6 protein-coding genes are annotated in these 10,104 nt (G+C 49.8%); 2 read left to right on the forward strand and 4 right to left on the reverse strand.

The window, feature by feature from the left end; genetic code table 11:
- Nucleotides 1-96 precede the first annotated feature (96 nt).
- The 4 genes from CSQ88_RS20900 to CSQ88_RS20915 form a co-directional block, all read right to left on the reverse strand.
- Nucleotides 97-2,433, reverse strand: a complete 2,337-nt coding sequence (locus tag CSQ88_RS20900; RefSeq protein WP_099400004.1) for a hemagglutinin repeat-containing protein — start codon at nucleotides 2,431-2,433, stop codon at nucleotides 97-99.
- A 370-nt stretch (nucleotides 2,434-2,803) separates the two neighbouring features.
- A complete protein-coding gene (locus tag CSQ88_RS20905) occupies nucleotides 2,804-4,486 on the reverse strand; it encodes a ShlB/FhaC/HecB family hemolysin secretion/activation protein (protein ID WP_143449545.1) in 1,683 nt (560 codons plus the stop codon).
- A gap of 268 nt (nucleotides 4,487-4,754) precedes the next feature.
- On the reverse strand, nucleotides 4,755-5,993 hold the full coding sequence (locus CSQ88_RS20910) for a deoxyguanosinetriphosphate triphosphohydrolase family protein (protein ID WP_099400006.1): 1,239 nt from the start codon (nucleotides 5,991-5,993) through the stop codon (nucleotides 4,755-4,757).
- Between the two features lie 90 nt (nucleotides 5,994-6,083).
- Nucleotides 6,084-6,785 (reverse strand): BPL-N domain-containing protein, encoded by a 702-nt coding sequence (locus tag CSQ88_RS20915; RefSeq protein ID WP_180273762.1) that lies wholly within the window; start codon nucleotides 6,783-6,785, stop codon nucleotides 6,084-6,086.
- A 296-nt stretch (nucleotides 6,786-7,081) separates the two neighbouring features.
- Between CSQ88_RS20915 and ccoG the strand changes: the two genes are divergently transcribed.
- Both ccoG and CSQ88_RS20925 read left to right on the forward strand, forming a co-directional pair.
- Entirely contained in the window at nucleotides 7,082-8,449 is a 1,368-nt protein-coding gene (gene ccoG, locus CSQ88_RS20920; RefSeq protein ID WP_099400009.1) for a cytochrome c oxidase accessory protein CcoG, read from the forward strand.
- Nucleotides 8,450-8,750: 301 nt separating this feature from the next.
- Nucleotides 8,751-10,104: PLP-dependent aminotransferase family protein (locus CSQ88_RS20925; protein WP_180273763.1), on the forward strand; the 1,354-nt coding region annotated here is incomplete at its 3' end.

A 10,104-nucleotide genomic window follows, 5' to 3' on the forward strand; every position in this document is an offset into this window, starting at 1 on the left:
GATATTCGAATCGAATCTTCCAAATGTGCAGCTCTGCTCGCCATACTTCATGATTAATGAAAAAAAGAAATTATCTATCAATTATCCATCATTTGACTATAAAGTGAACAGCATTGGGGCAGAGCCTTTAATGGCCACATCGTTGCCAGCATTTACGCTGATACTGCCGCCACTGACTGCTGAGCCGGTGTTGGTGGTTTTTTCGATATCGGTTTTGGTTTCGGTGTGCTCAATGCGCACGCCAGCACGGTATTGCTTATCGCTTTGTTCTTTGGCGTAGCCGTTCACTTCCAGCTTGGTTTCTGTGCCCTTGCTGGTTTCGGTATTTGCGGCGCTGCTGATATCAACATTGCCTTTGGCCGCAAGGCTAAGCTGATCTTTAGCCTTGATATTGCTGCCAATGATCGCGATATCCTGGGCCGAAACGATGTTTAAATCTGCATCAGATTGCAAAGCAGATGCCTGATTGGTTTCAACGCTGCTTTTGCTTTGATTGGAGCTGCTGGTGATATTAAACACCGTGCCATTACGCTGATCGACGCTGGTTTTGCTTAAATCACGCGCGCTATCAATGATAACGCCGCCCGCTGTAGCTTGGGCATAAGCGCCTTGTTTAGCTTTAACGGTGCTGCCATTCACGCGAATACCTTGTTCGCCAATCAGGCTGAGTTTGCCTGCGCTATTAATATTGGAGCGCACATTAATGCTTTGATCTGTGCCATTGTTTTTCTCGCCCCCGCCGCCAATTCCGCCCCAGTATTTTTGCTGGTTTTGAGTCTGGCTGCTGTTGGCAATGGCCTGTGTGGCGATATTAAGCGTGCCTTTGGCTGCAATCTGGCTGTCTGCTCCGGCATTAATCTGTGCGCCTGTGGCATCGATATTGCCTGCTGCATTAATGATCAGCGATTTACCGCTTTGCAATGCCGTGCTCACCAGGCGCTCGTTGCTGCTGCTGTTATCCCATGAGCCGGTTTGCAGGCTGGCACCATCGTTTTTACGATTGCCCTTATCCGATTTGCTATCACGCTCTGTTAAACCAGCCAGGGCGATATTGCCGCTGGCAGCCAGCTCTAACTGGTTTGCGGCCTGAATGCTGCTGCCTTTTAGATTCAGATCACCTGCGGTGGCGCTGATCTGAACATCATTTCGGGCCTTGATCCGCGTGCCAATTTGCTGCTCTGTGCTGCTGGATTCGGCCTTGTTATACGCCCAGGAGTTTTTCCATTCATTACTGCTGCTGCTTTCGCTATTACTGAGCAACTGGCCATCCAAATTAACCCTGGCAGCACTGAGATTTAGGTTATTGCTGTCGATATCAGTCGCGGCGAGCGTTGCGGTATTGCTGGCCTTGATCTGGACCTCATCGCCCTGAATGCTGCTGCGCTCAATACTGCTTTTGCTGCTGGCGGATTTTTTATCGGTTTCGCCGGTTTTCCAGATAAACCAGCTTTCATCATGGCTTTGGTCTTGCGTGTTTTTAGTACTGATCTTGCCGCTGCTTTCAATATCCTGGGCTTGCAGTGCAATGGTCTTGCCTTTGAGCTGAGCCGCATTAAGCGCCAGCTTGCCCGCGCTTTCAATATTAAGCGCTTCCTGCCCCTGAACTTGGCCTGTGATATTGACCCCGGCACCCGCTGCGGTGCTAATCAGATTAACCCGCCCCGCCTGAATGGCACCAAGGTAATAGCTATCTAAAGAGCCACTAATTGTAGGGGCGGTACTGGTGCTGAGCATTTTGCCGCTGATGCTATCCACAGAATGATCGAAAGCCACGCTATTAAAACCAGCCACTGCATTGACGGCATTTTTAGCCAGCACATTGCCACGCACATCAATACGCGGAGCAATTAAATCCAATACCTTTTCGCCATACGCGCCGCCGGTTTTTACCTGCAAAAGATTATTATTTTTTGCGGTTTCCAATGACTGGATCTGGCCATTTTGCACATTGGCATTACCCACCAATAATGAAGCACGGGGGGTATTGATAAAGCCGCAGCCATCGCAGCTAATGCCATTGGGATTGGCCAATACATAATCGGCAGCCATACCAAAGATTTCTTGCTTGCCTAATAGCAAGGATGGATTGCGGCTGACCACTTCATTTAAAATGACTTTAGCGGCCTGATTGCCCAATTGGCTGTTGGCATTAAGCTGCCCCGCCAATTGCGATTGCCCGGCAATGGTGGAGTTATTTAAAACAGCCCCGGCTGTGCCTACATTAAAGTCTTTAAATTGGTTATGCGATAAACCGCTTGCACTGGGTGCAACAATATTCACCACGGCTGCGCCATTATTTGCAGTGCTGATTTGCGCCTGCTTAGCGGCATCGCCCCCGGTTACAATCCCGTTGGCTGATACATTCTCTGTCAGCACAAAGGCCATAATGAGTGCGGCAGAAATTTTGCCGCTGATTGATAGATTAAAGTTCATTATTCGTGCCTCTTGAGTTTGTTGAGCAGAGTGCTAATCACCACATGGTTTATCGCAAAAAAAATGTTTTGAAGATGCTATTAGTAAAGGCTAATACAGCCTTGTATGGCTTGCCTAATAGGGTATTCACACTAAAAGTCATTTTTTTTTGAAAACAGGCAAAATATGGGGTGATTAAGACTCATTGTTCTTTGCAAACGCTTAGTCGCCGCAAATTTATGCTTCTTGCAGATGTACTTTGTGAATATTGCAGATTGGCTTTTGAGGGGAGGAATTAGATTGATTTAAGGGCGAGTGCCAAAAAGCTGTGTAGGGTGGGCACGTGTGGGACTAAAAACTTGCCCACCCTATCTTTGAGAGAAAAGCCGCTTTAAAACTGCCAGCTAAATCTGGCAATCATCTGGCCTTCTTCATATTTAAATTCATCCGGCATATAAAGTGCCCGGTTGTATTCCAAATCGATATTTATATCCTGCATATTCAGGCTTAAACCCAGCGTCATTCCGGCGAGGTTTTGATAGCCAAGGTTGGTTTGTAAAACCCGCCCGGCATCGATGCCGATTCTTGGGCTTAAATAAGCGTCCGCCACAGGCAGGCGGGCAGACAGGGTATTGCGCCAATACCAGCCTGTATCGCCAGATAAAGAATTACGTTTAAAGCCATGTATTGCCGACTGGCTGGCCAGCTCTAATTGCTCGATAGCGGGCAGGCGATCACGGCTGCCTTGCCAGCTCCAGCTGCTTTGCAGGCTGATGGCTTGCTCTGCGATAACAAAATTTCGATATAACTTGATCCCTAATTTGGCCTTGGTGAATTCTGGCGTGGGCCAGTCTGCGATGGGCCGCTCCTGATCTGCACCAAACCAGGTGAGGCCTTTTTCCAGCGATGCATCCAGCACCCAGATGCCGCTGCCGCTGATCAACATCTGGTTAAAACCCAGCTCCAGCACGGTGAGCTTGGGGCTGCTGATATCCAGCCAGCCATCTGCAAAATAATTATCCGAGCGCTTATGGCTGAGCTGCACACTGGCCGTGCTGGTGCCGTGCTGGCTGCGGGCGAGCACCCGATCAAGCCGTATGCCACTCTGGCTGGATTCGCCAGAAAGCTGCACTGCATAGATATTTAACTGCTGGGTATTTAGATAGCGGGATTCACTGGCAAAAGCGCTGAGCGTCCAGTAGCCATAGGGCAGGGAGTAAAACAAAGAGCTGCTGCGGCTATAGCGGGTATTGGGATTATCGGTGCTGCTTTGGCTGGATACGCTGATGAAATCAGATGCTGCAAATGGGCTGTCCCATGATGCATTGATGCCTGCAATCCACTCGCCGGTTGATTCCTGCCCGCCATTATTAATTGATATCCCGCCATGCCAGGCTTGGGATTCTGGATTACGCAGCAGCAGAACCGAGCCGCCCTGAGCCTCCCCTGGCAGAATATCGGCTGTGGCATGGTTGGATTGCAAGCGATTGGCCTGATCCAGCCCCTGATCAATATCTTTGATATTCAGCGGCTGCCCGATCACATCCGGAAACAAAGTGGCCGTGTTCAGGCGGCGGTCGGTGCTTTGGATGGCTTCAACATGGCCTTCTACGGCCCTGAGCGTTAATACTCCTTCTGCATCTGGCCCGGATGCCAAAATGCGCGCGGCAATATAGCCTTTTTGCACATAAAGCGTGGTGAGCGCCTGAATAAAACGATTGATATCATGATTGCTCAGGCATTCGGTATCGGGCCGCTCCAGCGCATTCACTTCTGCATGGCTTAGCAGTGAAATGCCCGCCAGCTTCAGCCCTTTGATGGCAAGGCAATCAAATTCCTGCATGGTGGCGGCTGGGGGGCCTGGCAGGGGGCTGTCATCATTTTTAAGCTGACGCATGCGGTGATCATTCACAATGCTGCGAAACCTGTCCGCGTTTTCCTGCATCATGCGGCGGGACTGATCTTCCATCGATTGCTGCATCACGGGCGGGGCTGGCTTGGTATCTGCAGCTGTGCCTGCCACGCTAAAGCCAGCAAGCAGGGCAGATAAAAGAGTGCGTTGAGTATTCGTCAATGTGGGCTCTTTGCTGATTGATTCGTTTTCCTTTTTTAAATTAGGCAAGTTGTAAATGAATGTCTGTACTTCATAGTGCTTATTGGAAGATGCCGGGTGCTGCACATTGCATGGCTGAACAGGGGATGGTGTTTTAATCAGAAGGTGTGCGAAACGCTGTGCAGTATTGATATCAGCCTGGTTTAAGGGCTAAACCTGAATGTTTTTATTGGGAACCCCTGTTTAGTAAAGGATTCCCAGCGGAGCTGAAATGAAAAATCAGGCCTGCCTATGGCGCGATATGGTTTTTATACAATTTATTGTATTCAGATTCACCAAAGTATTTAATATATTCCTGCGTGGCAAAGGCATCCATGGTGCCGGAGATATAATCGGTAATCAGGCGGATTCTGTTTTCCTTGCCCACGCGGTAGCGCAATTCGGCGGGGAAGAGTTGCAGATCCGGATTATATTGCTCATCAGAATAAACCTGAAACAAGCCGCGAATAATATTCTCACCGCGTTTTTCATACTGAAGTATGCTTTTCTTTTTAAGAATCATTTTAGACAGAACATTCTTCAGGCCTGCTGCCAGCTTGGCGTGGTGCAGATAGCCAATTTCCTCAATACCATTATTGTTTACCACGGCAATATCTTTACATAGTGTGTTGATAATGGTGGATGTCAGTTCTTTAATAAAGATGTAAGAGAATTCTTCTGAGGTGCGCATTAAATAAGCGTCCCCGGCTTCTTTCTGGCAGGATTCAATAATCTCTTTAAAGGTGTCATAAGCATCGCTGTATTTTTCGCTGATTTTAAAAGCGTAAAGCAGCTCGCCCATATCCACCATATCGGCATTAATAGCGTCTTCTAAATCATGCGCAGCATAGGCGATTTCGTCGGCAATATCCATGATTTGCGCGTCTATGCTTTTGGTGTCGGTAATATTGTTTTTATCTAATTGTTCTTTTAAAAAAATGTAATTGTCATCGTAAAGAAATTTATTCGGGTTTTCTGCCGAGGTATGAAAGTATTTAATCGTGCCCCAAATCGTGCGCAGGGTTAAATTCAGGCCAGAGTAATGAATACTCTTGGTTTCTAAATTGTGCACAATTCTGAATGCCTGAGCATTGCCTTCATAGCCGCCTACATCTTTTGCCAGCAAATGCAAAACCCGCTCGCCATGGTGGCCAAATGGCGGGTTGCCAATATCATGGATCAGCGCGCAGGTTTCGGTAACGGCCGGGTGCTTCAGGCCTAAATCCATGGCAATGCTGCGGGCAATCTGGGCCACTTCTAAGCTGTGCGTCAGGCGGTTGCGGCTGAATTTAGTGTTGTTTACGCTGAGCAGCTGCATCTTGCCTTGCAGGCGGCGAAAAGATGAGCAATACAAAACGCGGGCGTAATCGCGCATATAGTTATCGCGGTCCCGGCCATCCATGCTTTTTTCGGCGTGGAAACGGTAAGCTAATTTTTCTGCTTCATTCTCTTTATGCTGAGCAAATTCCAGTGTTTCGGCTGAGTACATGGGGGTCCTGTTTTTAATCCTTTGTGAGGCATTCACAGCATCAGGTGATCTGCACCGGAGAGGGCAAATGCCCGGCTACGCCAACAGCATTTATCCATTCAGAATGATGCGTTTTAAAATATTTTTATCTTGCAACAATGTGTTAATAAAATCCATCAGTAAATGATGGCTCAGGCCGGGGGATTCCAGGTCACTATCATCAAACCAATCTTCTGTGGCTTCTAAATGCGGGCCAATGACGCCCACTTTACCGTGGCCGTACTTATTAATTAAAGCCGCACCATTGCCGGTTTTTGTATATATAGCCCAAATATCAGCATTGGGAAGGTGTTTTAAATTAAATGCCGGGCCGGATTGAAAATAAACGGATAGTTTTTTATTTTTCCAGTTTATTCTTTCAATTTTCGAATCCGGATCTTCCTGTTCTTCATAAACCGTGGTGGGTAATAAGCCGAAAGAATTAATGGTGTCCTTATCAACAATATGCTGGCCAGCCAGATACCCGCCAGAGCATATTCCTAAATATTTGCCGCCATTAAATACAAAACTTTTTAAATTTTTTATTTCATTTTTACTTAGCGCGTTGATGACCTCACTTGCATCATCGCTGCCGCCCGGCTGCACATACATGGCTGTTTTTTCAAAGTTTTTTTTAGTAAGCTGGCCGGGCTTTATATATTGAGTATTAAAGCCAGCTTTTTTTAATAGGCTGCTAATGGCTTCCGGGCATCCCTGGCAAGTGCCTGGGCCGTTATAGATAAGTATTTTTTTTGCTTTCGGGGATTGCGCCATTGCACCTGCTGAAATGACCGCTGTAATCATAAGAATGAATAAATTTATTTTAAGCACAATTAAATTCCTGTCATTATAAATTCTTACTAATAGTATTAAAAAGCAGTGATATTTTTTGCGTTAATCTGAATCAATCGGCAGCCTACTGCAGAAGCGTGACACTGTCATTGGTGAAATTTGGCATTTTTTGTGGGCGGGGCAGCTTGGCCCTGTGTACCTTTATCTGTGCCTGCCTGTGTCTTTGTTTCAGAGGCGTTCCACCTTATAAAGTGGCTTTTGCTGATTGGATTTGTGCCATGTCTGCCAAGCCTGTTAAAGCCATGCCCATACAATTTTATCCGCGCCTGACTAAGGGGCGGTTTAATAATTGGCGGGTGCTGATGATCATCATTACCCAGCTGATTTTCTTTGGCCTGCCCTGGCTTAACTGGCAGGGGCAGCAGGCGGTGTGGTTTGATCTGGCGCGGCAGCAGTTTTTTGTGTTTGGCTTTAATTTTTGGCCGCAGGATTTTATCTATTTAATGGCGCTGATGATGGCGGGGGCGTTTGCGCTGTTTTTCTGGAGCACGCTTTCCGGGCGCATCTGGTGCGGTTATGCCTGCCCGCAAACTGTGTATTCCACCATTATGCTGTGGATAGATCGCCTGACCGAGGGCAGCCATACACAGCGGGCCAAGCTGGATGCCGCACCATGGTCAGCAGAAAAAGTGCTGCGCAAATCCAGCAAACACGCGCTGATGCTGCTGTTTTGCTTTTGGACCGGCTTTAGTTTTGTTGGCTATTTCAGCCCGATCCGCGATATGGCGGGCGCTTTGCCAACCTTGTCTTTTGGGCCAATTGAATGGCTGTGGATTTTTAGCTACGGCAGCTTTACCTATGTGCTGGCGGGCTTACTGCGGGAGCAGGTGTGTAAGCATATGTGCCCCTATGCACGCTTCCAAAGTGCGATGTTTGATTCGCAAACCCTGGTGGTGGCTTACGATGCAGTGCGTGGCGAGCCGCGTGGTGCTCAGCATAAAGCCGCTGCACCGCAGGGCGATTGCGTGAACTGCAATATCTGCGTGCAGGTTTGCCCGGTGGGCATTGATATCCGCCAAGGCCTGCAATACGAGTGCATAGGCTGCGCCGCCTGTATTGATGCCTGTGATGTGGTGATGGATAAAATAGAAAAACCACGCGGCCTGATTCGCTTTACCAATGAGCAAAATATGCACAAGCCCGGCGTGGTGAGTTTGGGCTGGCAGCATCTGCTGCGCCCTAAGGCGGCACTTTATGGCCTGGCTGTGGTGGTGGTACTGGGGCTGACCAGTGTTTCGCTGCTGCAGCGCCAGCCGCTCAAATTGGATATCGCAAGGGACAGAAATATCCTTGCGCGTGAAACGGACAGAGGCTGGCTGGAAAACAGCTACACCCTGCAACTGGGCAACAGCTCGGCCACCGAGCAGCATTTAGAGCTAAGTGTTGAGGGCTTGCCCGGTGTAGAAATCTATAGCGACGAGCCTGTGATTGCCCTGCCCGCAGGCAGCAACCGGCAGATTACGGTAAGGCTGGAAGTCGCCCAATCCAGCGGCAGCGTGCCTATCGTCTTCACCGCCAAAAGCCGCAACCACCCCGCATGGAAAGTCAGCGCACCAAGCAGTTTTCTGGCCTTACATGGAACCTAAAAATGGCAGCTGACCGCTCGATCTTCACATTTATCTCGTACTTTGTTTGATTTGGCATTGCTTCACTTAATTAGCTATCGGGTGAGTGCCGCTACAGGATGATTAGCGCGGCTCTTTGGCTCCCCAGCTACGTTGCTCCTCATTGAATAGAATGCTATTCCGCTTCGTCGCGCCTTGCTGGAAAGCCAAATATCCACACCACTCACCCTGTCCAGCTACCATTTCTAGGTTGGGGCGAAATTTACCAATGCTTTACACTATGGCTGAGCGGCCTGTCAGGCCGCAATCCAGCCCTGAGTGTATGAGTAAATTTCAGCAATTAATCGACTTCTTTACCCTTGCCATCGACAGGGGGGATTACCAGCTTGGCGACAAGCTGCCCTCCTTGCGCTCGGTTTGCCAAACGCACCAAGTCAGTATGACCACCGCCAAAAAAGCGTTTTACGAGCTGGAGCGGCTGGCTTATGCAGAGGCCGAGCCGCGTGCGGCGTTTAGGGTGATTGTGGCGGGGCAGGGCAAGAAGGTGGATGCTCTGGCCGCTGGCGAGTTCGATCCGCTCTGCCTGTTAGAAAACGTTGCCGCGCCCTGGGGCTCGCCCTTTATCAATACCGGGCTGCTCGATACCCGTGCCCTGAATCGTGAATTAATGCGGGCCATGGCGTCTTATCCGCAGGCACTGAATCATCAGCCCATGCTGGGCTTAGATCAGCTGCGCCGCCAGATTGCCCGCATGTATCACAGCGAAGGCGTGCATCTGCATTGGGAAAACCTGATCGTAACCTGTGGCGGTATGGAAGCCTTATCGCTGGCAATTCAAGCCGTAGTGCAAGGCATTAGTAAGCCCTGCCTTGCCGTTGTCACACCTGCTTTCCCTGGCGTGCTTAGCCTGATTCGTCAGATGGGGATTAGCGTGATTGAAGTTGCTTCTGAGCCTGATTTAGATTTGCCCGCGCTTGGGGCGCTCTTGCAAGAGCAAGCCATCACCGCCTTGCTGGTCATGCCCAATTTTCAGCACCCCAGCGGGCGCTGCATGCCCGAGGCCGATAAACAAGCGCTGCTCGACCTAGCCTATCAACACCAGTTGGCGATTATCGAAGACGACACTTACCGCGCCCTGCACTTTGCTGCTAACGCCCCGCTGCCGCTTAAAGCCTACGACAGGCTGGGCCTGGTGCTGCATTGCTGCTCATTCAGCAAAACCATCGCCCCTGGTTACCGAGTTGGCTGGATAGAGCCGGGCCGCTGGAGCGATCGCATCCGCGCCCTCAAGTTTTGCAGCTCACTCAGCTCGCCACTCCCCAGCCAACTGGCGCTGGCTGCCTTACTCGCGGGCGATTTACACAGCCGCAGCATCGCCAAACTCCGCACTGAATTACAAAAACGCACTGAAGCCATGCGCGCCGACATCCTCGCCTGCTTTCCCGCGGGCACCCATGTAGAAATCCCCGCAGGTGGCTACCTGCTGTGGATCACCCTGCCACAAGCCATAGACCTAAGCGCCCTATTAAAAAAAGCCCTGGTCCAAGGAATCCACTTCGCCCCCGGCTGGCTCTGCTACCCCCAAGGCGGGCCGATGGGTAATCAACTCAGGCTGAATGCTAGTTTTTATTTGGGGCAGAGGGAGCAGTTGGGGTGGTTGGGGGAGGGGATTGGGG

Origin of the sequence: Iodobacter sp. BJB302 (genome assembly GCF_002735645.1) — a bacterium.
Classification (GTDB): Bacteria; Pseudomonadota; Gammaproteobacteria; order Burkholderiales; family Chitinibacteraceae; genus Iodobacter.

Bases quoted from the DNA above. Each gene is read 5' to 3' on its own strand.
- CSQ88_RS20915 (WP_180273762.1), bottom strand. From the start codon at position 6,785: ATGGCGCAATCCCCGAAAGCAAAAAAAATACTTATCTATAACGGCCCA.
- CSQ88_RS20900 (WP_099400004.1), bottom strand. From the start codon at position 2,433: ATGAACTTTAATCTATCAATCAGCGGCAAAATTTCTGCCGCACTCATT.
- CSQ88_RS20910 (WP_099400006.1), bottom strand. From the start codon at position 5,993: ATGTACTCAGCCGAAACACTGGAATTTGCTCAGCATAAAGAGAATGAA.
- ccoG (WP_099400009.1), top strand. From the start codon at position 7,082: ATGTCTGCCAAGCCTGTTAAAGCCATGCCCATACAATTTTATCCGCGC.